The organism is Janthinobacterium sp. BHSEK (assembly GCF_056174685.1).
The window spans coordinates 1-972 of sequence record NZ_JBWBYV010000235.1 but is presented as its reverse complement, the minus strand read 5'-3'; the positions used below and the strand labels follow the sequence as shown (position 1 = coordinate 972).

Here is a 972-nt window from a genome sequence, read left to right as displayed (position 1 = left end):
GATGGCAGCGCAATGTCCTTGCCTTCGAGCGCAGCGAAGTAGGCATTGAACAGCTCGGTCTGGAACGAGGCCACGCTCCAGCCATCGAGAATCGCATGGTGGAAGCTGAAGGTGTACTGTATCGCCTTGGCGCCGCGCAGGTGCACGAAGATGCGCAGCAGCGGAGCGCTGGCCAGATCGAAAGCGGACTTGCGTTCGGCGTCGATGAATCCGGCCACGATCTGATCCTGCTCAGCCGTGTTCAGCTCGCGCAGGTCGGCCACGATCAGCGGCACTTCCGCATCGCGCCATACCAGCTGCAGCGGCTCGCTATAGCGGCTCAGGTCGAAGCTGGTGCGCAGCACCGGATGTTTTTCCGCCATCGCCGCCAGCACCTGACGCAGCACGCCTTCATCCCAGGCCGGCAGCGTGACATGGTTGCTGAACACATCGTGATACAACCCCGCATCCTGCTCATACTGGTTGTGGAACACCATGCCCATCTGCAGCAGCGTCATCGGATAGGCGTCCTGCACCCGTTCCGGCAGCGACGCGCGGTCCGCTGCATCGAGGATTTCCATGTCTTGACTGAGCGCGGCGGCGCCGTCGCGCACGGCCAGCGCCTGCGCCAGGGCGCGCACGGTCGGATGCCTGAACAGGTCGACAATGGCCAGTTCGATGCCGTGCGCGCGGGCCGCCGCCACGATGGCGATGCTGCGGATCGAGTCGCCGCCGATGTCGAAGTAGTTATCCTCCACGCCGACTTGCTCCACCTTGAGCACCGTGCTCCATGCCTGGCACAGCGCCTGTTCCACCTGACCTTCCGCGGCGACGTACCTGCCGCGCGCCAGCGCTTGCAGATCGGGCGCCGGCAGCGCCGTGCGATCGAGCTTGCCGTTGCTGGTCAGCGGGAAGGCGTCGAGCGTGACGAAGGCGCTGGGAATCATGTAATCGGCCAGATGGGCGCCAAGCTGGGCGCGCAGTTCGCCAGCG

1 protein-coding gene is annotated in these 972 nt (G+C 65.1%); it reads right to left on the bottom strand.

Annotated features, from left to right (window positions below; all coding sequences use genetic code 11):
• The coding region (locus AC0V2Y_RS28670; RefSeq protein ID WP_475417976.1) for a condensation domain-containing protein at positions 1 to 972 on the bottom strand (972 nt) is incomplete at both ends.